The organism is Oryzihumus sp. JJN4-3R, assembly GCF_057747915.1.
On sequence record NZ_CM173229.1, the window covers coordinates 1,468,918 to 1,491,899 of the forward strand.

General features: G+C 71.0%; 23 protein-coding genes. 14 read left to right on the forward strand and 9 right to left on the reverse strand.

The genetic code is table 11. The annotated features are described in order from the left end of the window. The first annotated feature begins 18 nt into the window (after window positions 1-18). The 6 genes from AC3ANM_RS06650 (at window position 19) to AC3ANM_RS06675 (ending at window position 8,174) form a co-directional block, all read left to right on the forward strand. Window positions 19-3,870 (forward strand): multifunctional oxoglutarate decarboxylase/oxoglutarate dehydrogenase thiamine pyrophosphate-binding subunit/dihydrolipoyllysine-residue succinyltransferase subunit, encoded by a 3,852-nt coding sequence (locus AC3ANM_RS06650; protein WP_488287354.1) that lies wholly within the window; start codon window positions 19-21, stop codon window positions 3,868-3,870. Between the two features lie 298 nt (window positions 3,871-4,168). Beyond that, window positions 4,169-5,476, forward strand: a complete 1,308-nt coding sequence (locus AC3ANM_RS06655; RefSeq protein ID WP_488287355.1) for an EAL domain-containing protein — start codon at window positions 4,169-4,171, stop codon at window positions 5,474-5,476. Window positions 5,477-5,533: 57 nt separating this feature from the next. Continuing rightward, window positions 5,534-5,710: a DUF6104 family protein gene (locus AC3ANM_RS06660; RefSeq protein ID WP_185746166.1), complete on the forward strand. Its 177-nt coding sequence runs from the start codon at window positions 5,534-5,536 to the stop codon at window positions 5,708-5,710. A 4-nt stretch (window positions 5,711-5,714) separates the two neighbouring features. Continuing rightward, the gene (locus tag AC3ANM_RS06665) at window positions 5,715-6,398 is read left to right on the forward strand and encodes a GDSL-type esterase/lipase family protein (protein ID WP_488287356.1); all 684 of its coding nucleotides are present in this window, start codon (window positions 5,715-5,717) and stop codon (window positions 6,396-6,398) included. Between the two features lie 250 nt (window positions 6,399-6,648). Then, window positions 6,649-7,566, forward strand: coding sequence for a DUF4097 family beta strand repeat-containing protein (locus AC3ANM_RS06670; protein WP_488287357.1), 918 nt, complete (start codon window positions 6,649-6,651; stop codon window positions 7,564-7,566). Then, window positions 7,563-8,174: a PadR family transcriptional regulator gene (locus AC3ANM_RS06675; RefSeq protein ID WP_488287358.1), complete on the forward strand. Its 612-nt coding sequence runs from the start codon at window positions 7,563-7,565 to the stop codon at window positions 8,172-8,174. Before AC3ANM_RS06670 ends, AC3ANM_RS06675 begins: the two co-directional genes overlap by 4 nt. Window positions 8,175-8,196: 22 nt before the next feature. Here AC3ANM_RS06675 and AC3ANM_RS06680 read toward each other — a convergent pair whose 3' ends face one another. Together AC3ANM_RS06680 and AC3ANM_RS06685 are read right to left on the reverse strand one after the other, a co-directional pair. Next, a complete protein-coding gene (locus AC3ANM_RS06680) occupies window positions 8,197-9,165 on the reverse strand; it encodes a zinc-binding dehydrogenase (protein ID WP_488287359.1) in 969 nt (322 codons plus the stop codon). A gap of 37 nt (window positions 9,166-9,202) precedes the next feature. Beyond that, window positions 9,203-10,369: an NAD(P)-dependent malic enzyme gene (locus AC3ANM_RS06685; RefSeq protein ID WP_488287360.1), complete on the reverse strand. Its 1,167-nt coding sequence runs from the start codon at window positions 10,367-10,369 to the stop codon at window positions 9,203-9,205. Between the two features lie 422 nt (window positions 10,370-10,791). Between AC3ANM_RS06685 and AC3ANM_RS06690 the strand changes: the two genes are divergently transcribed. The 7 genes from AC3ANM_RS06690 (at window position 10,792) to mctP (ending at window position 16,708) form a co-directional block, all read left to right on the forward strand. Further along, the gene (locus tag AC3ANM_RS06690; protein ID WP_488287361.1) at window positions 10,792-11,697 is read left to right on the forward strand and encodes an ABC transporter substrate-binding protein; all 906 of its coding nucleotides are present in this window, start codon (window positions 10,792-10,794) and stop codon (window positions 11,695-11,697) included. Further along, window positions 11,697-12,647, forward strand: a complete 951-nt coding sequence (locus tag AC3ANM_RS06695; protein WP_488287362.1) for an amino acid ABC transporter permease — start codon at window positions 11,697-11,699, stop codon at window positions 12,645-12,647. The genes AC3ANM_RS06690 and AC3ANM_RS06695 overlap by 1 nt, the downstream gene beginning before the upstream one ends. After that, a complete protein-coding gene (locus tag AC3ANM_RS06700) occupies window positions 12,647-13,522 on the forward strand; it encodes an amino acid ABC transporter ATP-binding protein (protein WP_488287363.1) in 876 nt (291 codons plus the stop codon). Before AC3ANM_RS06695 ends, AC3ANM_RS06700 begins: the two co-directional genes overlap by 1 nt. A 38-nt stretch (window positions 13,523-13,560) precedes the next feature. Next, window positions 13,561-13,893 carry a S24/S26 family peptidase gene (locus tag AC3ANM_RS06705; protein WP_488287364.1) on the forward strand — a complete coding sequence of 111 codons (333 nt, stop codon included), beginning with the start codon at window positions 13,561-13,563 and terminating at the stop codon, window positions 13,891-13,893. Between the two features lie 54 nt (window positions 13,894-13,947). After that, window positions 13,948-14,349, forward strand: a complete 402-nt coding sequence (gene sodN, locus AC3ANM_RS06710) for a superoxide dismutase, Ni (protein WP_488287365.1) — start codon at window positions 13,948-13,950, stop codon at window positions 14,347-14,349. A gap of 407 nt (window positions 14,350-14,756) precedes the next feature. Beyond that, on the forward strand, window positions 14,757-15,032 hold the full coding sequence (locus tag AC3ANM_RS06715) for a DUF3311 domain-containing protein (protein WP_488287366.1): 276 nt from the start codon (window positions 14,757-14,759) through the stop codon (window positions 15,030-15,032). After that, entirely contained in the window at window positions 15,029-16,708 is a 1,680-nt protein-coding gene (mctP, locus tag AC3ANM_RS06720; protein WP_488287367.1) for a monocarboxylate uptake permease MctP, read from the forward strand. The genes AC3ANM_RS06715 and mctP overlap by 4 nt, the downstream gene beginning before the upstream one ends. Before the next feature lie 85 nt (window positions 16,709-16,793). Here the strand turns inward: mctP and AC3ANM_RS06725 are convergent, their stop codons facing one another. The 3 genes from AC3ANM_RS06725 to AC3ANM_RS06735 all read right to left on the reverse strand — a co-directional run bounded on the left by AC3ANM_RS06725 (window position 16,794) and on the right by AC3ANM_RS06735 (window position 19,698). After that, window positions 16,794-18,089, reverse strand: coding sequence for an HD-GYP domain-containing protein (locus AC3ANM_RS06725; protein ID WP_488287368.1), 1,296 nt, complete (start codon window positions 18,087-18,089; stop codon window positions 16,794-16,796). After that, window positions 18,086-19,474, reverse strand: a complete 1,389-nt coding sequence (locus tag AC3ANM_RS06730) for an HD-GYP domain-containing protein (RefSeq protein ID WP_488287369.1) — start codon at window positions 19,472-19,474, stop codon at window positions 18,086-18,088. Before AC3ANM_RS06730 ends, AC3ANM_RS06725 begins: the two co-directional genes overlap by 4 nt. A gap of 80 nt (window positions 19,475-19,554) precedes the next feature. Further along, window positions 19,555-19,698 (reverse strand): hypothetical protein, encoded by a 144-nt coding sequence (locus AC3ANM_RS06735; protein ID WP_488287370.1) that lies wholly within the window; start codon window positions 19,696-19,698, stop codon window positions 19,555-19,557. A 363-nt stretch (window positions 19,699-20,061) separates the two neighbouring features. Here AC3ANM_RS06735 and AC3ANM_RS06740 point away from each other — a divergent pair, with 363 nt between their 5' ends. Then, window positions 20,062-20,136 carry a 50S ribosomal protein bL37 gene (locus AC3ANM_RS06740; RefSeq protein WP_369791897.1) on the forward strand — a complete coding sequence of 25 codons (75 nt, stop codon included), beginning with the start codon at window positions 20,062-20,064 and terminating at the stop codon, window positions 20,134-20,136. A 114-nt stretch (window positions 20,137-20,250) separates the two neighbouring features. Here the strand turns inward: AC3ANM_RS06740 and rsrA are convergent, their stop codons facing one another. From rsrA to AC3ANM_RS06760, 4 genes are all read right to left on the reverse strand, one after another. Then, window positions 20,251-20,517, reverse strand: a complete 267-nt coding sequence (gene rsrA, locus AC3ANM_RS06745) for a mycothiol system anti-sigma-R factor (RefSeq protein ID WP_488287371.1) — start codon at window positions 20,515-20,517, stop codon at window positions 20,251-20,253. Then, a complete protein-coding gene (locus AC3ANM_RS06750) occupies window positions 20,514-21,155 on the reverse strand; it encodes a sigma-70 family RNA polymerase sigma factor (protein ID WP_488287372.1) in 642 nt (213 codons plus the stop codon). Before AC3ANM_RS06750 ends, rsrA begins: the two co-directional genes overlap by 4 nt. Before the next feature lie 222 nt (window positions 21,156-21,377). Then, complete coding sequence (locus tag AC3ANM_RS06755) at window positions 21,378-22,031, reverse strand: alpha/beta hydrolase family protein (RefSeq protein ID WP_488287373.1); 654 nt, start codon at window positions 22,029-22,031, stop codon at window positions 21,378-21,380. Next, entirely contained in the window at window positions 22,028-22,882 is an 855-nt protein-coding gene (locus tag AC3ANM_RS06760) for an SOS response-associated peptidase (protein WP_488287374.1), read from the reverse strand. Before AC3ANM_RS06760 ends, AC3ANM_RS06755 begins: the two co-directional genes overlap by 4 nt. Between the last annotated feature and the right edge of the window lie 100 nt (window positions 22,883-22,982).

Sequence of the window (22,982 nt, forward strand, 5' to 3'; positions counted from 1 at the left end):
TTCGTCACCGTCGACGCGATGAAAGAGGCGATGTTCGCCGTGTCCGCCCAGCCACCGACCAACGACCCCATGGCAGCTTTCGGACCCAACGAGTGGCTCGTGGACGAGCTGTACCAGCAGTACCTCAAGGACAAGAACTCGGTCGACAAGGCGTGGTGGGAGTTCTTCGCCGACTACCAGCCGGGCTCCGAGACCAACGGCAACGGCCAGGCGGCGCCCGCCCCGGCCACCGCCCAGCAGGCCCCCGCACCGGCGGCGCAGCCCGCGCAGACCGCCCCCGCACAGACCGCCCCCGCGAAGCCGGCCCAGGCCGCCGCCGGGAGCACCGCCGGCACCACCGCTGCAAAGCCCGCCGAGGCCGCGACCACTGAGGCCAAGGCCGCCGACACCAAGGCCGCCGAGGCGGTCAAGCCCACCCCGCGTGACGCGCCGGCGGTCAAGCCGACCGGCCCGGTCAGCGACGACGAGACGCTGCCGCTGCGGGGCCCGGCCGCCCGGGTCGTGACCAACATGGAGAGCAGCCTCTCCGTGCCGACGGCGACCAGCGTGCGCGCCGTGCCGGCCAAGCTGCTCATCGACAACCGCGTCGTCATCAACAACCACCTGCAGCGCAGCCGCGGTGGCAAGGTCAGCTTCACCCACATCATCGGCTACGCCATCGTCAAGGCGCTGTCGGTCATGCCGGAGATGAACAACGGCTACACCGAGAAGGACGGCAAGCCGGCCCTCATCCGCCCGGCCCACGTCAACCTCGGCCTCGCGATCGACATCGCCAAGCCCGACGGCACCCGCCAGCTGCTCGTCCCGAGCATCAAGGCCGCCGAGGCCATGGACTTCGCGCACTTCTGGACGGCCTACGAGGACGTCGTGCGCAAGGCCCGCAACAACAAGCTCACGGTCGAGGACTTTCAGGGCACCACGATCAGCCTGACCAACCCGGGCACGATCGGCACCGTCCACTCGGTGCCCCGCCTGATGTCCGGCCAGGGCACGATCGTCGGCGTCGGCTCGCTGGACTACCCGGCCGAGTGGCAGGGCGCCAACCAGGAGACGATCAACCGCAACGCCGTCAGCAAGATCCTCACGCTGACCAGCACCTACGACCACCGGATCATCCAGGGCGCCCAGTCCGGGGACTTCCTGCGCATCGTCAACGCCCTCCTGCTCGGGGAGAACGGCTTCTACGACGAGATCTTCGAGTCGCTGCGCATCCCCTACGAGCCGGTCCGCTGGGTCCGGGACATCTCCGCCAGCCACGACGACGACGTCAACAAGACGGCCCGTGTGCAGGAGCTCATCCACGCCTACCGCGTGCGCGGCCACCTCATGGCCGACACCGACCCGCTGGAGTACCGCCAGCGCCGTCATCCCGACCTCGACGTCACCACCCACGGCCTGACCCTGTGGGACCTCGAGCGCGACTTCGCCACCGGCGGCTTCGGCGGCCAGCCGATGCTCAAGCTGCGCAAGATCCTGGGCATCCTGCGCGACTCCTACTGCCGCACCGTCGGCGTGGAGTACATGCACATCCAGGACCCCGAGCAGCGCAAGTGGATCCAGTCCAAGGTCGAGGTGCCCTACGCCAAGACCTCCGCGGACGAGCAGCTGCGGATCCTGCGCCGCCTCAACGCCGCCGAGGCGTTCGAGACGTTCCTGCAGACCAAGTTCGTCGGCCAGAAGCGGTTCAGCCTCGAGGGCGGCGAGTCCGTCATCGCGCTGCTCGACCGGATCCTGTGCCGCGCCTCCGGTGACGGCCTCGACGAGGTCTGCATCGGCATGCCGCACCGTGGCCGCCTCAACGTGCTGGCCAACATCGCCGGCAAGTCCTACGGCCAGATCTTCCGCGAGTTCGAGGGCACCCAGGACCCCAAGTCGGTCCAGGGCTCCGGCGACGTGAAGTACCACCTGGGCACCGAGGGCGAGTTCATCTCCGAGGACGGCGCCAAGACCAAGGTCTACCTGGCCGCCAACCCCTCCCACCTCGAGGCCGTCAACCCGGTCCTGGAGGGCATCGTCCGGGCCAAGCAGGACCGCCTCGACCTCGCCGGCGAGGACTTCACGGTGCTGCCGGTGCTGATGCACGGTGACGCCGCGTTCGCCGGCCAGGGCGTGGTCGCCGAGACGCTCAACCTGAGCCAGCTGCGCGGCTACCGCACCGGCGGCACGATCCACGTGGTCATCAACAACCAGGTCGGCTTCACCACCAGCCCGTCCTCCTCGCGCTCGTCCTTCTACTCCACGGACGTCGCGCGGATGATCCAGGCGCCGATCTTCCACGTCAACGGCGACGACCCCGAGGCCTGCGTGCGCGTGGCCGAGCTCGCCTACGAGTTCCGCCAGCAGTTCAACAAGGACGTCGTCATCGACATGGTGTGCTACCGCCGCCGTGGCCACAACGAGGGCGACGACCCGTCGATGACGCAGCCGCTGATGTACAACCTCATCGAGGCCAAGCGCTCGGTCCGCAAGCTCTACACCGAGTCGCTCATCGGCCGCGGCGACATCACGGTCGAGGACGCCGAGGCCGCGCTGCGCGACTACCAGCAGCAGCTCGAGCGGGTCTTCGTGGAGACCAAGGAAGCCACCAAGGCGGCCGCGACGGCCAACCACACCGAGGTCCCCGGCACCGACACCGAGGGCCACGGCGGCCTGGAGCGCCCCTCGGCGCAGGAGGCCGACGAGGCCGCGCCGGTGCGTCATGTCGAGACGGCGATCCCCTCGGAGGAGCTCGTCCACATCGGCGACGCCTTCGTCAACATGCCCGAGGGCTTCACGGTGCACCCCAAGCTGCACCAGCTGATGGAGAAGCGCGCCGAGATGGTCCGCAAGGGCGGCATCGACTGGGCGATGGGCGAGCTGCTCGCGTTCGGCTCGCTGCTCAAGGAGGGCGTGCCGGTCCGCCTCGCGGGCCAGGACTCCCGTCGCGGCACCTTCGTCCAGCGCCACGCGGTGCTGATCGACAAGGTGACCGCCGAGGAGTGGACCCCGCTGCTCTACCTCGGTGAGGGGCAGGCCCGCTTCTGGGTCTACGACTCGCTGCTCTCCGAGTACGCCGCGATGGGCTTCGAGTACGGCTACTCGGTCGAGCGCCCCGACGCGCTGGTCCTGTGGGAGGCGCAGTTCGGCGACTTCTTCAACGGCGCGCAGACCATCGTCGACGAGTTCATCTCCTCCTCGGAGCAGAAGTGGGGCCAGCGCTCCTCGGTCGTGCTGCTGCTGCCGCACGGCTACGAGGGCCAGGGCCCGGACCACTCCTCCGCCCGCATCGAGCGCTTCCTGCAGATGTGCGCCGAGGACAACATGACGGTGGCCTACCCCTCGACGCCGGCGTCCTACTTCCACCTGCTGCGCCGCCAGGCCTACGCCCGGCCGCGTCGCCCGCTCATCGTCTTCACCCCGAAGTCGATGCTGCGCCTGAAGGCCGCCGCCAGCGCGGTGGAGGACTTCACGCAGGGCACGTTCCAGCCGGTGCTGCCCGACCGCGGCGCGCCGGACCCGAGCGGCGTCACCCGCGTGCTGCTCGCCTCCGGCAAGGTCGTCTACGACCTCGAGGCCGAGCGCACCAAGCGCGGCGACCAGACCACCGCCATCGTGCGCGTGGAGCAGCTGGCCCCGCTGCCGGGGGCCGAGGTCGCCGAGGCGGTCAAGGCCTACCCGGGCGCCGAGCTCGTGTGGGTCCAGGACGAGCCGGCCAACCAGGGCGCGTGGCCGTTCATGGCCATGAACCTCCCGGCGGCCCTCGCCGAGCTGGGCGAGACCCGCGGCCTGCGTGTGGTCTCCCGCCCGGCCTCGGCCTCGCCGGCGACCGGCTCGCCGAAGAAGCACGCCGTGCAGCAGGCCGAGCTCGTGGCGCGGGCGTTCGACCGCTGACCGGCACCCCACCTGCCTGACCCCGAGGGCGGGGACCGCACCACGCGGTCCCCGCCCTCGCGCGTTCCCTGCCCGGTATGCGCGGTGACCCGCCTCCCGCACCCGGCCCGCCGCGCATACCCGGGGCCGGTATGTGCGGTGACGCACCTGCCGCAGCCGGCCGCCCCGGGTGCGCAGGGAAGATGCACGGCCGTCGATGCGCCGTCGGCGGACCGCTTGGCTAGGGTGGTCGGGCCGTGCCCGGCCACCATCGGAGGCGCGACGAGCTCCGTCCGCGCGTCCCGAAGGCAGGCTTGGCATGACCCAGCTCCACGAAGCACCCCGACCCGCCGCGAGCGAGGAGCCCGACGTCGCCGGCGTCGTGCGCAGCGGCGGCTACACCACCGAGGTCCAGCCGCTGGTGGAGTGCGAGTCCGGCCGGGTGGCCGGCTACGAGGCGGTGCACCGGGTCGAGGGCCGCTCGACCCTGGCCGACCCGGTCGCGTTCACCGAGGCGGTGGCCGACCATCCCGACGCCGGCGAGCTGGACGCGCTGCGCCGGCGCAGCGCGATGGAGGCGGTGGCGGCGCTGGGCTTCGGCCACGCCGACTACACCCGGGTCTTCCTCGACGCCGCCGCCGAGTCCTTCGACTCCCTGCCCGACGACGACTGGCTGCGCGAGCGACTGGTCCTCCAGCTGGACGCGTTGCGGGTGCTGACCCACCCGGCGACGTCACTGCGGGTCGCCGAACAGGCCCGGCGCCAGGGCTGGACGGTGGCGCTGCGGGCGGTCGGGGCCACCCCGGCGACCCTGGCCACGCTGCCGCTGCTCGACCCCGAGGTCGTGCGCCTGGACCACTCGGTGCTGGGCTCGCGCGACCTGCGGCACCAGGCCGACGTCTTCGCCGCCGTGCGGGCGCACACCGCCGCCACCGGCAGCGTCGTCCTGGCCGAGGGCGTCGCCACCGCCGCGGAGGAGTCGACCGTGCGGATGATGGGCGCGCACCTGGCCGGCGGGCCGTTCTACCGGCCCGAGGACGGCCGGGCCGCCACCGAGGGCGGGGTCGCCGCGATGCTCTCCGGTCACGCCCGGCAGATCCTCGAGACGCACGACAGCCCCTACACCCTCGTCACCCGCCGGCACTCCCCGCGCGTGGCGGACAAGCGCTTCCTGGTCGAGCTGAGCAAGACCCTGGAGGCGCAGGCGCTGGCCGCCGGCGGCTCGGCGATCGTGCTGTCCTCCTTCCAGGAGGCCCGCCACCTCACGCCCTCGACGCTGGGCCGCTACGAGCAGCTCGCCCACAGCGGCTCCCTCGTGGCGATGCTTGGCGCCGGCATCGACGCCCCGCCGGTGCCCGGCGTGCAGCACGCCCCGCTGGACCCGGCCGACCCGCTACGCCGGGAGTGGACCCTCGTGGTCATCACCCCGACGTGGGCGACGCTGCTGACCGCCCACGACTTCGGCGACGTCGGCCGCCCCGAGGCCGAGCGCCGGTTCAACTTCGTCCTCAGCCACGACCGTGACCTCGCGGTGGCCGCCTCCCGCAGCCTGCTCTCCCGGGTCCAGGAGGGCCACCGGGACCCGCTCCCCCGTCGCGTGGGTCGCCGGCGCCGCATGGTCTCCTGACCGCGCACCGGCATGCCGTCCCCGTCCGGGACCGTCGCGGGCGATAGCCTCCAAGACGTGTACTTCACGGACCGGGGCATCGAGGAGCTGGCGCAGCGACGGGGTGAGGAGGAGGTCAGCCTGGAGTGGCTGGCCGACCAGCTGAGGACCTTCGTGGACCTCAACCCCGAGTTCGAGACCCCCATCGAGCGCTTCGCCACCTGGCTGGCGCGTCTCGACGACGACGAGGACTGAGCACGTGAGCTTTGTGGACCACTACGCCGACGAGGACGCCGGCCACGACGTCCCGCCCGAGTTCGCCCCCTCCGCCGAGTTCCACGTGCCCGAGGGCCCGCGCGACGTCGGCCTGGTCTTCATCGGCGACTCCTACGTCTCCGGCTACGGCGACCCCAAGGGCCTGGGCTGGGTGTCCCGGGTCGTCGGGCGCACCGCCCACCCGGACGTGGACATCACGGCCTACAACCTGGGGGTGCGCGGTGACGCCTCCACCGACGTCCTGGCCCGCTGGGGCCGGGAGTGCCCGCCGCGCTGGCGCGACCGCACCGAGAAGCGGCTGGTCGTCGGGGTCGGCACCAACGACGCCCTCAACGGCATGACGACCGCTCGCCTGCGCCTGTCCCTCGCCAACATCCTCGACGACGCCGCGGCCTCCGGGATCGCCACGTTCGTCGTGGGACCGCCGCCCACCAACGACGGCGAGCTCAACACCCGGCTCGAGGTCGTGGTCGAGGCCCAGGCCGACGTCTGCTCCCGGCGGGGCGTGCCCTACGTCGACTGCTACCACCCGCTGGTCGGGCACGAGCAGTGGCAGGCCGACCTCGACGCCGGCGACGGCTCCCACCCGGGCCAGGCCGGCTACGGCCTCATCGCCTGGCTGGTGCTGCACGGCGGCTGGGCCCAGTGGCTCCAGATCGAGGACTGACCACTCCCCACCTGCGCACCCCACCACCCAGACCTCTTCGCCGAGCTGGACGTTGCTGCTCCTTCACGACGCGTGAAGGAGCAGCAACGTCCAGTTCGGCGTTTCCGGTGGCGGGGCGAGATCTCCGGACAGTCTCGGACCGCCCGGACGAGGCATCCCCCAAACCCTTGCACTCGCGATACATCGCGATATAACGTGAGTCACCTCAACGCGATATAGCGCGTCACTGGACCTCACGAGGGAGCGGGGCATGGCAGAGAACTGGGAGATCGACGGCCCGAAGGTGCTCGACATCGGCGCCGAGGGCGAGACCGTCCGCGCGCTCAAGGTGGGCCTCGTCGGCGGGCACGTCGACATCGTCACGCACGACGACTCCAGCACCGCACGGCTGGAGGTGCACGAGGTGGTCGGCAAGCCGCTCGAGGTGACCTGGACCGGCTCGGTGCTCAAGGTCAGCCACATCAAGGAAGAGGGCGACAACGTCTTCGACACCCTCAAGCGCCGGTTCGCCTCCCTGGGCAACCAGAAGCTCAGCGCGCGGATCAGCCTGTCGGTGCCGGCCGCCGCCGAGGTCACGGTCAACACGGTCAGCGCCGACGCCCTGGTCAACGGGGTGCGCGCAGACGTCAAGGCCAACACCGTCTCCGGCGGCCTGACGCTGGACGACATCATCGGCGAGGTCAAGGCCAACACGGTGAGCGGCGAGGTCGAGGGGCACGCCCTGACCGGCAGCTTCCACGGCAACACCGTCAGCGGTCCGCTCACGGTGCAGGCCAGCCGGCTCGGCCAGGTCAAGCTCAACACGGTCAGCGGTGACATCACCCTCGACCTGACCAGCGCGGCGTCGCAGATCAAGTCCAACTCGGTCTCCGGCGACGTCACCGTGCGGATCCCGGGCGGCAGCGGGTTCGACATCCAGGCCCACACCGCCTCCGGGCAGGTGCTCGTCGACGGGCGCTGGGTCAGCCTGCCGGGCACCTCCCGCCCCGGCGGCCAGGTTGCCGAGGGCGACCGGGCGCTGTCGATCAAGGCCAACGCCGTCTCCGGCAACATCGTGGTGCTGCGGGCCGGGACCCCGCAGGACACGACCCCCACGCCCCAGGATCGCGTGCCGCAGGACAGCCCCCAGGACCTGCCCCGCCACGGCGACGAGAGCGCCGCAGGATGAGCCCGGTCTTCGCCCACGGCCAGCTGCGGCTCTACCTGCTCGCCCTGCTCGAGGAGGGGCCGCGCCACGGCTACGAGATCATCCGCGCCCTCGAGGAGCGGTTCAACGGGCTCTACTCCCCCAGCGCCGGCACGGTCTACCCGCGGCTGGCCAAGCTGGAGGAGGAAGGGCTGGTCGAGCGCTCGGACGAGGGCCGCAAGGCCACCTACCGGATCACCGAGGCGGGGCGGGCCGAAGTGGCCAACCGCCAGCTGGACCTGGCCGACCTCCAGCAGGACCTCGACCACTCGGTCCGGGAGCTCGCCCAGGAGGTGCGGGCCCGCGTCCACGGGAGCGCGAGCGACCTGCGGGCCGAGCTCAAGGCGGCGGCCAAGGAGGCGCGGGCGACCGCGACCCCTGCGGGCACGGCCTACGACGCGCACTGGCCCCAGGGCCATGGTGCCGGCGGCCCGGCCTCACGCGACATCGAGGCTGCGATCAACGCCTTCCGCTACGACGTGCGCGACGCCGTGCGCCGCGTGCAGACCGACGCGCAGGCCCGGCAGGAGGTGCTCGACATCCTCCACGATGCGGCCACCCGGATCCGCGAGGTCCTGCGTCGGCCCTGAGGCCGGCCAGCGGCCCGAGGCCTCACATGGTGATGACGACCTTGCCGAAGAGGTCGCCGGCGACCATCTTCTCGAAGCCCGCGCGGGCGTCGGGCAGGGCGTGCCGCGAGTCGACCACCGGGGTGATCCCCCGGTGGTCGACGAGCTGGGCGAGGCGCTCGAGCTCGACACGGCTGCCCATGGTCGAGCCGATGACCCGCAGCTGCTTGAAGTAGATCTTGGTGAGCTCGGCCTTGGGCGGAGCGTCGCCCGAGGTGGCGCCGGAGATGACGATCGTGCCACCGGGCTTGAGCGAGTTCACCGAGTGCGACCAGGTGGCCGCACCGACCGTCTCCATCACCGCATCGACGCGCTCGGGCAGGCGCGCGCCGGACTCGAACGCCGCATCGGCGCCGATCTCCAGCGCCTTGGCCCGCTTGGCCTCGTCACGGCTGGTGACCCAGACCCGGTAGCCGGTGGCTGCCCCCAGCTGGACCAGCGCTGTGGCCACGCCGCCGCCGGCGCCCTGGACGAGCACCGTGGCGCCAGGGGTGAGGCCGGCGTTGGTGAACAGCATCCGGTAGGCCGTGAGCCAGGCCGTGGACAGGCACGCCGCCAGTCCCCAGTCGAGCCCCGCCGGCTTGGGCACGAGGTTCTGCGTGGGCACGAGCACCTTCTCGGCCAGGGTGCCGTCGTGCAGCTCCGAGAGCAGGGACCGGCGCGGGTCCAGCGTCTCGTCGCCGTGCCAGCCCTCGCTGGCGACGACAGCGTGCACGATGACCTCGTTGCCGTCCTCGTCGACGCCGGCGCCGTCGCAGCCGAGGATCATCGGCAGCCTGTCCGCCGACAGCCCGACGCCCTTGAGCGACCACACGTCGTGGTGGTTCAGCCCGGCGGCCTTGAGGGTGACGACCGACCAGCCGGGGCGGGGGGTCGGGTCGGGTCGCTCCCCGATCTGCAGACCGGACAACGGGTCGGCGGCGGACTGGCTGGCGGCGTAGGCGGCAAGCATGCGGTCAGCGTAGGAGGAGCGGCCCGGACGCGCCCGGTCAGGCCCGCGCCGCGACCGCAGCCGCCACGGTCGGCGCACAGCGGTCGTCGAAGACGCTGGGCACGATCTCCTGCGCGGTCGGCGCCTCCACCAGGTCGGCGATCGCCCGCGCCGCCGCGAGCTTCATCGCCTCGGTGACCTGCGGGACGCCGGCGTCGAGCGCGCCGCGGAAGATCCCCGGGAAGGCCAGCACGTTGTTGATCTGGTTGGGAAAGTCCGAGCGCCCCGTCGCCACCACCGCGGCATACCGGCTGGCCACCGAGGGGTGCACCTCCGGGTCGGGGTTGGCCAGGGCGAAGATGATCGACCCCGGCGCCATCCGGGCGACGTCGGCCTCGGGCACCGAGCCGCCGGAGACGCCGATGAAGACGTCGGCCCCCACGAGCGCGTCGGACAGCGAGCCGGACAGGCCGCGGGGGTTCGTCGTCGCCGCCAGGCGGTGCTTGTGCTCGACCAGGTCCGAGCGGCGCGGGGAGATGATCCCGCGCGAGTCGCACACGACGATGTCGGCGACGCCGGCCCGTGCCAGCAGCCGCGCCACCGCCACGCCGGCCGCGCCGGCACCAGAGATGACCACGCGCAGCGAGGCGAGCTCGCGCCCGACCACCCGGGCGGCGTTGACCAGCCCGGCCAGCACCACGATCGCCGTGCCGTGCTGGTCGTCGTGGAAGACCGGGATGTCCAGGCGCTCCTGCAGCCGGCGCTCGATCTCGAAGCAGCGGGGCGCCGAGATGTCCTCGAGGTTGATCCCGCCATAGGTCGGCGCGATGCGCGCGATGGCGTCGACCAGCTCATCGACCGAGCCGGTCTCCATGCACACCGGCACGGCGTCGACACCGGCGAAGTGCTTGAACAGCACCGCCTTGCCCTCCATCACCGGCATCGCGGCCAGCGGGCCGATGTCGCCCAGACCGAGCACCGCGGTGCCGTCGGTGACCACGGCGACGGTGTTGCGCCGTGCGGTGTAGCGCGCCGCCAGGGACGGGTCGGCCGCGATCGCCCGGGACACGTCGGCGACGCCGGGGGTGTAGAGCAGGGACAGGTCGGTCCGGTCGCGCAGCGGCTGGGTCGCGACCATGGCCATCTTGCCGCCCTCGTGGGCACGGAAGACCGGGTCGGCTGGGTCGAAACGGGGAGCATCGGGGTATGACGGGTGGACGGTCATCGTCTCGGGTCACCTCTTTGACGGAGCGAGCACGCAGGATCATCAGTGGAACTGGAAGCCTGGGTGGTGGCTACTGACACGTCGCGGGGGGTGGCCCGCTGCCCCGATGGTGCCACAGGCACTCGCCGCTGCACACCCGGAAACCCGCACTGTGATGCGGGTCGCGGACCGACCCGCAGGGCAGGGCTGCATGAGTATTCATTCCGTGAATGAACATGCGGTAGGCTGTGTCGCCGGACGACATCCCCCGACGAAACGGGCCAGATCCGACGAACCCGACCCCCGGCATACCGGGCCGGAAACCGTCTGATCACGCGCGAATCACGGCGCATCCGCGTCTATCGCATGCGCACATTGTGGGTGGCAGGATGATTGCGTCCGGCGTACATCAGTTTGAACAGCCTCCACGAAGGAGCACCTCGATGACCCGTCTGTCCTCCCCCGCCCTGCGCGCCGCCATCGGCCTCGCGGTGACGAGCCTGGCCCTGAGCGCCTGCGGCTCCAACTCCCTCTCGACGGGCGGGTCGACCTCGAGCGCGCCGGCGCCGAGTGCGACCAAGAACGCCGACCTCGCGGCCAAGCTGCCCGCCAAGATCAAGAGCTCCGGCGAGATCGTCGTCGGCACCGACGCGACCTACGCGCCCAACGAGTTCCTCGCCACCGACGGCAAGACCGTCCAGGGCATGGACGTCGACCTGTTCAACGCCGTGGCCCAGGAGTTCGGCGTCAAGGTCAAGTGGGTGCCGGCCAACTTCGACTCGATCATCCTCGGCGTCGACAGCGGCAAGTACGACATGGGCATCTCCAGCTTCTCCATCACGGACGAGCGCAAGAAGCAGGTCAACATGGTCAGCTACTACACCGCGGGCACGCAGTGGGTGGTCGCCAAGGGCAACCCCAAGAAGGTCAACCCCGATGACGCGTGTGGCCTCAACGTCGCCGTCCAGAAGGCCACCACGCAGCTGGACGACATCACGGCCCGCAACAAGAAGTGCACCAGCGCCGGCAAGAAGCCGATCAACATCATCGTCGAGGTCGGCCAGGACAAGGTGACCGCCGACGTCACGAGCAACAAGGCCGACGCGATGCTCGCCGACTCCCCCGTCGCCCTCTACGCCGTCAAGCAGACCGGCGGACAGCTCGAGGCCGTGGGCCAGACCTACGACTCGGCGCCCTACGGTTACGTCGTGCCCAAGAGCGAGACCGACTTCGGCAACGCGCTGGTCGACGCCCTCAAGCAGCTGAACACCTCCGGGGGCTACAAGCAGGCGCTGGACAAGTGGGGCATCTCGAGCGGCGCCATCACCAACTTCGCCCTCAACCCGTGATGAGTGCAACCACCGAGACCAGCCGGCCGGGCGCGATCCACGCCCGGCCGGTGCGGCACCCCTGGCGCTGGGTCGCCCTCGCCGTCATCGCCGTGCTGGTGGCGATGCTGCTCAGCTCGTTCCTCACCAACAAGAAGTGGGACTTCTCCTTCGCCTTGCAGGTGATGGACCAGACGCCCGTGCTCGAGGGCCTCTGGAAGGGCACCATCCTGGGCACCGTCGGCGCCATGATCATCGGCGTCATCCTCGGCGTCATCATCGCGATCATGCGCCTGTCCACGAACCCGGTCCTGCGCGGCGTCTCCTTCGTCTACACGTGGTTCTTCCGCGCCATCCCCCGCTACGTGCTGCTGGTCATCATCGGCACCGGCCTGGGCTACCTCTACAACACCCTCGACGTGGGCGTGCCCTTCGGCAAGCAGATCGCCGGCGCGGTCGGCCTGCGCAGCGACCTGACGTTCTGGCACCTGACCACCAACGACATCGTGGGTGGTCTGGTCGGCGGCATCATCGGCCTGGGCCTGTCCGAGGCGGCCTACATGGCCGAGATCGCCCGCGCCGGCATCCTCGCGGTGGACGTCGGCCAGCGGGAGGCCGCCCAGGCCCTCGGCATGAGCAGCAGCAAGACCATGCGCCGCATCGTCCTCCCCCAGGCGATGCGGGTCATCGTGCCCCCGACCGGCAACGAGACCATCGCGATGGTCAAGGACACCTCCCTGCTGGTGGCCATCCCGGTCATCACCGAGCTGTTCTACCAGTCCAGCGCGATCGGCTCGCGCACGCTGAAGATCATGCCGTCCTACGTCGCCGCCACCGCGTGGTACCTCATCGTGTGCAGCGTGCTGATGGTCGGCCAGTCCTACCTCGAGCGCTACTTCGGCCGCGGCTTCGGCCAGAAGGCCCCGCGAACCAAGCGGTTCGCCCGCCCGGCCGGGGCTGGAGGCGCCTGATGACCACGGAGACGACGACGCCCATTCCGCTGGTCCACGCGGTCAACGTCACCAAGGCCTTCCACGGCAACGAGGTGCTCAAGGGCATCGACCTCGATGTGCGAAGGGGCCAGGTGGTCTGCCTGCTCGGGCCCTCCGGGTCCGGCAAGACGACCTTCCTGCGGTGCATCAACCAGCTCGAGTCCATCGACGGCGGCCGGATCTGGGTCGACGGCGACCTGATGGGCTACGAGGACCGCGCCGGCACGTTGCACCACCTCAGCGACCGGTCCATCGCGGCGCAGCGCCGCAACATCGGCATGGTCTTCCAGCGGTTCAACCTCTTCCCCCACATGACCGCCCTCCAGAACGTCATGGAGGCCCCGGTCCAGGTCAAGGGCGAGCACAAGGACAAGGTCCGTGCCATGGCCATGGAGCTGCTCGACCGCGTGGGCCTGTCGGACAAGCCGGCCGCCTACCCCTCCCAGCTCTCCGGTGGGCAGCAGCAGCGCGTGGCCATCGCCCGGGCGCTGGCGATGAGCCCCAAGCTGATGCTCTTCGACGAGCCCACGTCGGCGCTGGACCCCGAGCTGGTCGGCGAGGTGCTCGCCGTCATGCGCCAGCTGGCGCGCGACGGCATGACGATGATCGTGGTCACCCACGAGATGGCCTTCGCCCGCGAGGTCGCCGACCACGTCGTCTTCATGGACGGCGGCGTCGTCGTCGAGCAGGGCGACCCCCGTTCGGTCATCGACAACCCCCAGCACCAGCGCACCCGGACGTTCCTGGGCCGGATGCAGGAGGAGCACCGGCCCGCGGTCGAGCACGTCCCGGACGTCATTCCCGGCGTGGTCCCCGACCACGAGACCGACGCCTCGGCCAGCGTCGACAAGTAGTGCTGCGCCTCGGTTTCGCCCTCGTGCGGGGACGCTCGATGGAGCCCACCCTGCACGAGGGCGACCGCCTGCTCGTGCTGCACGGCGCCCGGCCGCGCGTCGGCCGGATGGCGCTGGTCCGCTTGCCCCCGGGACCCGACGGACCCCGCCCCCTGGCCGTCAAGCGGGTCACCGGCCGCGACCCCGACGGCGGCCCCGGCTGGTGGGTCGAGCGGGACAACCCCCGCGAGGGCGTGGACTCCTGGCAGGTCGGCGCGATCGCCCCCACGGATGTCCTGGCCCTGGTCCTCGGACGGGTCCCCGGCCGCCGCGCGCTGACCACGATGGCGCTCGGCACGCTGCTGCTGAGCCGCCGTCGCCGACGCCCATGACGCGGGGTAGGTTGGCCGGGTACGCCTGATCATCCGCAGAAAGGGTTCTCACTGATGTTCTCCCGCCTGTTCGCCGCTCCGGTCGAGGTCAGCGCCCACTGCGACCTGCCCTGCGGTGTCTACGACCCCGCCCAGGCCCGCATCGAGGCCGAGTCGGTCAAGGCCATCATCGCCAAGGTGGCCGACAACTCCGACCCCGACTTCCGGGTCCGCGCGACCATCATCAAGGAGCAGCGCTCCGAGCTGGTCAAGCACCACCTGTGGGTGCTGTGGACCGACTACTTCAAGCCCCCGCACTTCGAGAAGTACCCCCAGCTGCACACCCTCTTCAACGAGGCCACCAAGCTGGCCGGCGCCACCGGCACCAAGGGTGTCTTCGACGCTGCCAAGGCCGATGAGCTGCTGGCCAAGATCGACGAGATCGACGCGATCTTCAAGGAGACCAAGGCCGCCTGAGGCTCCCTCCTGCACGACACGGGCCGCCGCACCCTCGGGGTGCGGCGGCCCGTTGTCATTCCCGGTATGCCGGGTGGCCGGGCAGGTGCGCAGGCCGCCGAACGGGCGGGGTGGGCGCTCGTGGCGAGCACCGTCCCCCTCTCCCGGCGAGAGCCACTGCCAGACCTGCCAGCAGCCCTGCCCGGGCCTTGGAAACCGTTCTCCTCGCCGCTAATTCGCGCCCCACCGAAGCCCCCGCTCTCAGGTCCGGCGGCCCCTACGGCCGCGCCGCGGCGAGCGCAGGACACCTTCGCGACATTTCGGACACCGCATTTCGGACACACACGTCCCACACCTGACCGATCCGCGAGAGTACGGTGCGTCCGCGGCTGCAACCCCCGCAGTCGAACACTGCTGTGGAGGTGTCCATGGATCACGACGAGATCCACCGCTCCACACCCCCGGCCAGGACGGGGCTGCTGGTTGTCGCCGGCATCCTCGTGGCCGCGCCGATCGTGGCGCTCATGTGGGTGTCGAGCTATGCCAAGTCCGGGCCCGAGCTGGCCGGCTTCCCGTTCTTCATCTGGTACCAGCTGTTGTGGGTCTTCCTCACCTCGGCCTGCACCTACGCCGCGTACCGCATCGTGCTCGTGGCGCGGCCGCACCGGCCGATGACCGACCAGCGTGAGGAGGCCCGCCGATGACCCGTGTGACCCCGGCCCTGGCCACGGCGTCCGCGCCGAACACCGGCGTCAACGGCGTCGCCCTGACCGTGCTGATCATCGTGTTCCTCGCGGTGACCGTCATGGGCTTCATGGCGACCCGCTGGCACCGGCCGAAGAACATGTCCAGCCTCGACGAGTGGGGCCTGGGCGGCCGCGGCTTCGGCACGTGGGTCACCTGGTTCCTGCTGGGAGGCGACCTCTACACGGCATACACGTTCGTCGCGGTGCCGGCGGCGATGTTCGCGACCGGTGCGGTGACCGGCTTCTTCGCCGTTCCCTACACGATCGTGCTCTACCCGATCATCTTCGTGTTCCTCGCCCGGCTGTGGTCGGTCAGCCACCGCCACGGCTACGTGACCTCGGCCGACTTCGTGCGCGGCCGCTACGGCTCGCGCGGGCTCTCCCTCGCGGTGGCGCTCACCGGCATCCTCGCGACGATGCCCTACATCGCGCTGCAGCTCGTCGGCATCCAGGCGGTGCTCGAGGTGTGCGGCCTGGGCGGGTCGGGCAACACGCTGGCCAAGGACCTGCCGCTGCTCATCGCGTTCGCGGTGCTGGCGGCCTACACCTACTCCAGCGGCCTGCGCGCCCCGGCGATCATCGCGTTCGTCAAGGACACCCTGATCTACCTGGTCATCATCGTCGCCGTGATCTACCTGCCCTCGAAGTTCGGCGGCTGGAGCCACATCTTCGACGCGGCCCAGACCAAGATGGCCAAGCCCAACCCGGCCACGGGCAAGCCGGGGGTGTTCATCCCCAACGACAAGCAGTTCTGGGCCTACGCGACGCTCTCGCTCGGCTCGGCGCTGGCGCTGTTCATGTACCCGCACTCCATCACCGGCGTGCTCTCCTCCAAGTCCCGCAACACGATTCGCCGCAACGCCTCGATCCTGCCGGCCTACTCCTTCGTCCTTGCACTGCTCGCGCTGCTCGGCTGGGTGGCCATCGCGGCCGGCACCAAGCCCCTGGGCCTGGACGGCAAGCCCAACCCGCAGCTGGTCATCCCCCAGCTGTTCGAGGACTCCTTCCCGTCGTGGTTCGCCGGCATCGCCTTCGCGGCGATCGCCGTCGGCGCGCTGGTCCCCGCGGCGATCATGTCGATCGCGGCGGCAAACCTGTTCACGCGCAACGTGTATCGCGAGTGGTTGCGTCCCAACGCCAGCCACGAGCAGGAGACCAAGGTCAGCAAGCTCGTCTCGCTGGCGGTGAAGTTCGTGGCGCTGATCTTCGTCCTGACCATGGACAAGCAGAACGCCATCAACTTCCAGCTCCTGGGCGGAATCTGGATCCTGCAGACCTTCCCCGCCGTGGTCTTCGGCCTCTACACCCGGTGGTTCCACCGGTGGGCGCTGCTGGCCGGCTGGGCGGTGGCGATGGTCTACGGCACGTGGACGGCGTACAACATCCCGTCGCCGGCCACACCGCACTTCGGCGGCTCGGTGGCGCCGATGTCGATCTTCAACGTCGACATCATCGCCCAGATGGGCTACATCGCCTTCACGGCGTTCGTCCTCAACATCGTCGTCGCGGCCGTGGCCACCCTGGTGCTGCGGGCGCTGCGCGTGGCCGACGGCGCTGACGCCACGATCAAGGGCGACTACTTCGCCGACGCCGGTGACCCCAAGGTGAGCGAGCTGCCGCAGCTCACGCACTGACGGTCCCCGACCAGACGCACGAGACGGCCCGGATCAGCCCGAAGGACAGGCAGATCCGGGCCGTTTCGTGCGTCCGCTCCCGACCTCAGTGGAGGCCGCGGCCGAGGACGCGCGCGAGCGAGTCGACCACGCGGGGGTCGTACTCGTAGCCCAGGCCGAGGTGGATCCGCTCGATCGCCGCCGCGTGCCGACCGGCGTCCGCACTGTCCCCCACGAGGTCGTCGTAGGCGTTGACGACCTTGATGATCCGGCTCGAGAGCGGCAGGTCCTCCCCGAACTCGCGCACCTGGCGGAACGGCGTCGTCTGTGCCTCGAGGATCCGGGCGACGTTGTCGAGCACGCCGGTCTGGCGCACGATCTGCGCGCCGTCGTCGGCGATGCGCCGCTGGTCGGCCGGCGCCGCCATCACGGTCGCCCCGCCGGGGATCGGGTCCTTGAGGGCGACCTGGCCGATGTCGTGCAGCAGGGCTGCGTACTCCAGGTCGAGGTTGTCGCGCTCGCTCATGCCCATATCCCTGCCCATGGCCACCGACAGGGACGCCACGCGCAGGGCGTGGCCCGGCTCGGTGTACCCCGCGAGCTCGGTCAGCCGCGAGAGCGAGCGGATCGTCTGCCGGTAGGTCGTGCGGATGGCGGCGTAGCGCCGGACGGCGAACTGCGTCAGCACCAGCGGGAAGAGGAACAGCGGGATCGCGGTGACACCCAGCGGTCGCTCGGCCAGCGCGATGAGCGCACCGGTCGTGGCCAGCGCCGCGCTGAGGCCGAAGGCTGCCCGCAGCTCGTCGGCGAGGACACGAGGAAACCGAGCGTGGTCACGAGCGGCACGGGCGGCGGCCGCGAGCGTCGTCTCGACCCCGAGCGCGACGAGGGTGACGAGCAGCATGACGACGGCCACCAGCCACCGCTGGCCGACGATCGACGTGGCCTCCTCCGCCAGGGAGCGCCCGTGCCAGGGCCGGACCTCGCGGAACAGCACCGCTGCCACGGCCACGGTGAGCAGCCGGTTGGTCAGGTCCGACAGGCGGATCGTCCGCCCCCTCACGAGGTGGGGGACGATGCCCATGGTCATCGCCACGGCTGTGGCGGCCACGACCACCGGCGCCGAGAACAGCGCGGGGACCCCCCGGGGCGCCTCGGTGGTGATCGCGAAGGCCAGCGCGGCCGCCGAGGCCATCGGCACGGTCTCGCGGCTGCCCGGCAGGCCGATCCGCAACAGCTCACCCAGGGCGATGGCCGCGACGAACGACAGCACGACCGGCAGGTTGGGCAGGCCCTCGGCCCCCCAGCGCTGCACCGTCAGTCCCATCGAGACCACGACGAGCGCTGCGCCCACCATGCCCATGAGCCCCTCGATGTCGAGGAGCCGGGCCCGGGTCCTCATGCCCGCACCTCCCGGTCGGCCGACCCGGCCTGCCCGTGCACCAGGTCGGAGCGCATGGCCAGGCGGTCGCTCTCGGCCGGGTCGTCGTGGTCGTAGGAACCGCCGACCGGACCCCAGGACTCCGGTTCGGCGCTGGTGACCTGCCACTCGTGCCGGGACAGGGCCCGCTCCAGCGCCGCGACGATGGACGGGTCGAGGTGGCTGCCGGCCCGGGCCCGCAGCACCGCCATGGCATCCTCCGCCGAGGCAGCCGCGCGCCCGGGACGGGCCGTGGTCAGGGAGTCGAAGGCGTCCGCCACCGCGATGATCCGGGCGAACTCGGGGATCTCCGTGCCGCTCAGGCCCTGCGGGTAGCCCAGGCCGTCGAAGCGCTCGTGGTGGTGCAGGATGCCGTCGACCGACTCGTGGAGGAAGTCGATCTCGCGGACCATCTCCACTCCCCGGACGGGATGCATGGCGACGACGGCGAGCTCGTCGTCGGTCAGCTCGGCGCTCTTGTGCAGCAGCCGGGCCGGGATGCCCAGCTTGCCGATGTCGTGCAGCATCCCGGCGTAGCGCAGGGCCTCGGTGCGCCGCTGCCCCAGGGAGAGCGCTCCGGCGATGAGCTCGCAGAGCTGGGCGATCCGCTCGCTGTGGCCCCGGGTGAACGGGTCCTTGGTCTCCACCGCGGTGACCAGCGCGCTGAGGGTGCGCTCGTGGGCGCGCTGCTCGTCGCCGTACTGCCCGAAGGCCCACCGGGCGACGAACAGCGGGGCGAGCACGAGGACGGCGGAGAACGGGCCCACCTCGGCCGGGATCCAGAGGATGACGAACAGGTAGCCGATGACGCCGTAGCCGATGTAGGCCGGCCCGGACGAGCCGAGCATGCCCGGCACGAAGCGGCGCATCGGGATGCCCTGGGACAGGCCCACGACCCCGCCCAGGACCAAGGCGTTGATCAGGCACTGGCAGACGTCGGCCACCATCAGCGGCACGCCCACCCGAAGGACCAGGTCCCACGCGCTGCCCAGGGAGCCCACGTCGACGGGGCCACCGGCCAGCCGGTAGGCGACGCCGCCCAGCGAGCCGATGATCGACATCATCGCGGTGTTGAACAGCCGCACGTCCCAACGAGCCCGGCGCAGCTCCAGCGCGGGAGAGGCCAGCCCCACCAGGGAGGCGCCGGCCGGCCCGACGAGGGCGACGGACGCGAGCAGGATGATGCTGGTGAACGAGAAGCCGATCCTGGCTCCGATGTCCTCCTCGCGCCAGCGCGAGGACGCCACTCCCATGAGGAACAGCACGAGCAGTGAGACGCCCGCGCCCTTCCCGACCGGGAACCTCCACCAGCAGATGGCCGAGAGCACGATCGCGGTGACCACGACCGCGCAGATGTACAGCCACATGGAGACGGAGGCGCCCCCCGGCCTCGGGGAGCGCCTCCGTGTCTGTGCCATGGCACCCAAACGTAGTGCCTTTGACGTACTCAGAGGATGATGTCGGTCTCCTCGGCGATGCCGCCGCCCCACCACCAGGTCTGCTCCGGGGCCGGCATGGTCGGCTGGCCGCCCCAGGACTGGGTGGCGTCCTTGGTGAGCATGGACTCGAGAACCTTGGCGATGGTCTTCATGGCGAATCCCTTCCGGAGGTACTGCACGCAGGGGTGTGGGGGTGAAGCTTTCTCGGCTCGGGCCGAAACGATGTCCGCCGGTGAAGGCGTCCTTCGTTCTGAGACCGACTCTGTCAGCGAATCGAGCTCGAATCCCAGACCCTGACCATCCCCATACGCCCACGGAGTGGGCATGGTGAAAGAACCCCCGGCCTTACGTGCGTTTACCCCCATTAAGGTCGATTTACGTCATTTTGCCACGCAGGCGACTATCCGTCGAGCCCGGGCTGTCGAGGCCGGTACACCCCCATGTCCGGCATATGCGAGAATAGCCCCGGACGCGCCCCGACGGGCGCGTTAGCCGTACCCAGATTTGGAGCTGACATGAGCAAGCGCGCCCGCAAGCGCCGCTCCCGCAAGGGCAACGCCGCCAACCACGGCCGCAAGCCCAACGCCTGAGCCGCGTAGCACACACGTCGAAGCCCCCTCACCCGCAGGTGAGGGGGCTTCGTGCGTATGCCGGCCGGTCGCCGGAGCCGCCACCGCCGGGCCCGCGGTGGGCGGGCCGGGAGCTCAGTCCGTCAGCTCGACCCGGACGGTCGTGATACGGGCCATGATCTGGGTGCGCAGCTCGGTGGGGGCCTGCTCGCAGGCGCAGGAGCGACGGATCAGCGCCTTGAGCATCTGGTCCAGGTCGTACTCCTGCAGGCACGGCCCGCACTCCTCGAGGTGCTGCTTGATCTTGGCGCAGTCCTCCGGGCCCATCTCGCCGTCGAGGTAGTCGTAGACCTTGAGCAGGACCTCGGAGCAGTCCGTGTCGTGGTGGTTGCCACAGCTCATGACGTCGCCTCCTCGCGCACGAACCCACGCTCGAGGGCGTAGTCGGTGAGCAGCTCACGCAGCTGGCGACGGCCACGGTGCAGGCGCGACATGACCGTGCCGATCGGAGTGTCCATGATCTCTGCGATCTCCTTGTAGGCGAAGCCCTCGACGTCGGCAAGGTAGACGGCCAGACGGAAGTCCTCGGGGATCTCCTGCAGGGCGCGCTTGACGTCGCTGTCCGGCAGGTGGTCGAGGGCCTCGGTCTCGGCCGAGCGCAGGCCGCTGGAGGTGTGGGACTCCGCGCGCGCGAGCTGGTAGTCCTCGACCTCGGCGGCGTCGGACTGCAGCGGCTCGCGCTGCTTCTTGCGGTAGCTGTTGATGTAGGTGTTCGTGAGGATGCGGTACAGCCAGGCCTTGAGGTTGGTGCCCGGCTTGTACTGGTGGAAGGCCGCGAAGGCCTTCGCGAAGGTCTCCTGGACGAGGTCCTCGGCGTCGGTGGGGTTGCGGGTGGTGCGCAGCGCCGCGCTGTAGAGCTGGTCCAGGAACGGCATCGCCTCGGCCTCGAACCGGGCCGCACGCTCCGCCGGGGTCTCGGCGTCGACGTCGACCGGATCGGTCGTCGCGCGGGCCGCGGAGGGTTGCTGGTGATCAGTCATCGTCCCCCAGCCTAGTGCGGGGGTGGCTGAGGACCGGGCCGGGCGCTCGCTGCCCGACCCCAGACCCAGCTGCGGCCCGTCGGTGACGGGTGCCAGCTCGGTGAGCAACACGGGGCGGTCTCCTTGTCGTCGAGGTCGCCACTGTCAACGCCTGCCCGAGCGCCCCGCATTCCCCGGGGTGTGGCCGCCACCCACCTGCGGTGCGGCCTCCGCCGCCCCTGCTCAGGACGCGAGCGTGGCCAGCCACGCCCGGGCGGCGTCGAGCACCCCCGGTGCGCCCTTGGCGAAGGCATGGGGTCCGGCGACGGCGACGACCGCGGAGTCCTCCCCCAGCGCGGCACGCACCTCCTCCGGGGAGCCGAAGGCGTCGGTCCGCCCCTGGATGACGAGCAGCGGCTTCCCGGCGCGGGTCGCCTCCAGCGCCTCGTGGGCCCGCGACTTCTCCGGCCGGCCGGGCGGGTGCAGCGGGAAGGACAGCGCGAGCACGGCGTCGGCGCCGACCGCCTCCGCGGTGCGGCAGGCGACCCGGGCGCCGGCGCTGCGCCCACCGACGACGACCGGGTGCGGGACCTTCCCGCGGCCCCGGGTGAGCGCAGCGAGGACGGCGGTCCAGGCGAGGTCGAGCTGCGGGGGCGGGGTGGCGATCCGGCGCCCGGCGACGCGCCAGGGCTGCTCGACCCGGGCGACGAGCCAGCCGTCCTCGGCGAGCGCGGTCAGGGCGAGCAGGTCCGGCGCCTCGACGCCACCGCCTGCGCCGTGGCCGAGCACGAGCGTGCCGATGGCGCCCGGCGGGCGGGTGAGGTGGACCCGCGCCGGGCCGACGGGGGTCGCGACCTCCCGGACGCTGGACCTGGCACTCGGGCGGGCCGGGCTCATCCGCCGATGACCTCGCCCGTGACCGGGTCGACGACGCCCACCAGCTGCTCCCGGCCGACCGGGCGCAGCAGGTCCGGGCCGTTGTTGCGGGTGACGTTGACGGCGGTGCTGATCGGGTAGGCGTCCAGGCGACCGGGCTGGTGGAACTCCAGCAGCTCACGCACGGTGTCGACGTCGGTCAGGGTCGGGTCCAGCCAGCGGGACCAGTCCTGCGGCTCGAGGATGAGCGGCTGCCGGTCGTGGATGCGGTCCAGCCCGGGGTCGGCGTCGGTGGTGATGATGGTGAACGTCGTCAGCCAGGCGTCGGGGTTCTCGCTGTCCTCGATGCCCTTGTCCCGCCAGAACTCGTAGAGCCCCGCGATCGCCAGCGGGTGCCCGTCGGCGCGGTGGATGAAGAACGGCTGCTTGCGCGGCTTCCCCTTGGCGTCCGTGGCCGTGGGGCTGATCTGCCACTCGTAGTAGCCGTCCGCCGGGATGAGGCAGCGCCGGGCCTTCGCGGCTCGGGCGAAGGACGGCTTCTCCAGCACGCTCTCGGCACGGGCGTTGGCCATCCGCTGCCCCACCTTGACGTCCTTGGCCCAGCTGGGCACCAGGCCCCACGTGAGCAACCGCAGCTGGCGCACGGGAGCCGGCGGCTCGGCATACTCCTCGTCCGCCTTCTCCCGCGGCACCCGGGTGAGCACGACGGAGGCCTGCTTGGTGGGCGCCATGTTGTAGTCCGGGGTGCGCGGCGGCGGGTCCTGCGGGCGGGCCATGACGCTGCGCGCGGGCTCGCCCGTGCGGTCCTCCTCGACCTCGAACTCCTCGACGAGGTCCTCCGGTCGTGAGCTCGCCGCGTATCGCCCGCACATGGCGGCCAGCCTAGGTGTCGCCGGTCAGGAGGGCACGGCGCTTCGCGAGCAACTACGGTGGACCCCGGCAGGACCCACGACCGAGGTGCCCGAGGAGAGA

Bases quoted from the DNA above. Each gene is read 5' to 3' on its own strand.
- AC3ANM_RS06650 (WP_488287354.1), top strand. From the start codon at position 19: ATGAAAGAGGCGATGTTCGCCGTGTCCGCCCAGCCACCGACCAACGAC.
- AC3ANM_RS06655 (WP_488287355.1), top strand. From the start codon at position 4,169: ATGACCCAGCTCCACGAAGCACCCCGACCCGCCGCGAGCGAGGAGCCC.
- AC3ANM_RS06670 (WP_488287357.1), top strand. From the start codon at position 6,649: ATGGCAGAGAACTGGGAGATCGACGGCCCGAAGGTGCTCGACATCGGC.
- AC3ANM_RS06675 (WP_488287358.1), top strand. From the start codon at position 7,563: ATGAGCCCGGTCTTCGCCCACGGCCAGCTGCGGCTCTACCTGCTCGCC.
- AC3ANM_RS06680 (WP_488287359.1), bottom strand. From the start codon at position 9,165: ATGCTTGCCGCCTACGCCGCCAGCCAGTCCGCCGCCGACCCGTTGTCC.
- AC3ANM_RS06685 (WP_488287360.1), bottom strand. From the start codon at position 10,369: ATGACCGTCCACCCGTCATACCCCGATGCTCCCCGTTTCGACCCAGCC.
- AC3ANM_RS06690 (WP_488287361.1), top strand. From the start codon at position 10,792: ATGACCCGTCTGTCCTCCCCCGCCCTGCGCGCCGCCATCGGCCTCGCG.
- AC3ANM_RS06695 (WP_488287362.1), top strand. From the start codon at position 11,697: ATGAGTGCAACCACCGAGACCAGCCGGCCGGGCGCGATCCACGCCCGG.
- AC3ANM_RS06700 (WP_488287363.1), top strand. From the start codon at position 12,647: ATGACCACGGAGACGACGACGCCCATTCCGCTGGTCCACGCGGTCAAC.
- AC3ANM_RS06705 (WP_488287364.1), top strand. From the start codon at position 13,561: ATGGAGCCCACCCTGCACGAGGGCGACCGCCTGCTCGTGCTGCACGGC.
- sodN (WP_488287365.1), top strand. From the start codon at position 13,948: ATGTTCTCCCGCCTGTTCGCCGCTCCGGTCGAGGTCAGCGCCCACTGC.
- AC3ANM_RS06715 (WP_488287366.1), top strand. From the start codon at position 14,757: ATGGATCACGACGAGATCCACCGCTCCACACCCCCGGCCAGGACGGGG.
- mctP (WP_488287367.1), top strand. From the start codon at position 15,029: ATGACCCGTGTGACCCCGGCCCTGGCCACGGCGTCCGCGCCGAACACC.
- AC3ANM_RS06725 (WP_488287368.1), bottom strand. From the start codon at position 18,089: ATGAGGACCCGGGCCCGGCTCCTCGACATCGAGGGGCTCATGGGCATG.
- AC3ANM_RS06730 (WP_488287369.1), bottom strand. From the start codon at position 19,474: ATGTGGCTGTACATCTGCGCGGTCGTGGTCACCGCGATCGTGCTCTCG.
- AC3ANM_RS06735 (WP_488287370.1), bottom strand. From the start codon at position 19,698: ATGAAGACCATCGCCAAGGTTCTCGAGTCCATGCTCACCAAGGACGCC.
- rsrA (WP_488287371.1), bottom strand. From the start codon at position 20,517: ATGAGCTGTGGCAACCACCACGACACGGACTGCTCCGAGGTCCTGCTC.
- AC3ANM_RS06750 (WP_488287372.1), bottom strand. From the start codon at position 21,155: ATGACTGATCACCAGCAACCCTCCGCGGCCCGCGCGACGACCGATCCG.
- AC3ANM_RS06755 (WP_488287373.1), bottom strand. From the start codon at position 22,031: ATGAGCCCGGCCCGCCCGAGTGCCAGGTCCAGCGTCCGGGAGGTCGCG.
- AC3ANM_RS06760 (WP_488287374.1), bottom strand. From the start codon at position 22,882: ATGTGCGGGCGATACGCGGCGAGCTCACGACCGGAGGACCTCGTCGAG.